Origin of the sequence: Neisseria sp. P0008.S010, assembly GCF_051962715.1 — a bacterium.
Lineage (GTDB): Bacteria > Pseudomonadota > Gammaproteobacteria > Burkholderiales > Neisseriaceae > Neisseria > Neisseria elongata.
In genome coordinates, this window is record NZ_JBQCVA010000253.1 from 1 (window position 1) to 284 (window position 284).

Annotated in this window: 1 rRNA gene; it reads right to left on the reverse strand. The window is 52.1% G+C overall.

From position 1 onward, the window contains the following. Positions 1–284, reverse strand: a 16S ribosomal RNA gene (locus ACTHSL_RS13465); the annotation flags it as partial.

A 284-nucleotide genomic window follows, 5' to 3' on the forward strand; every position in this document is an offset into this window, starting at 1 on the left:
GACTACTCGGGTATCTAATCCTGTTTGATCCCCACGCTTTCGGGTCTCAGCGTCAGTAACAGTCCAGAAGGTCGCCTTCGCCACCGATGTTCCTCCAAATATCTACGTATTTCACCACTACACTTGGAATTCCACCTTCCTCTACTGCACTCAAGATAACCAGTTTCAAATGCACTTCCCGGGTTGAGCCCGGGGCTTTCACATCTGACTTGGTTGTCCGCCTACACCCGCTTTACGCCCAATGATTCCGAGCAACGCTAGGACCCCTCGTATTACCGCGGTTG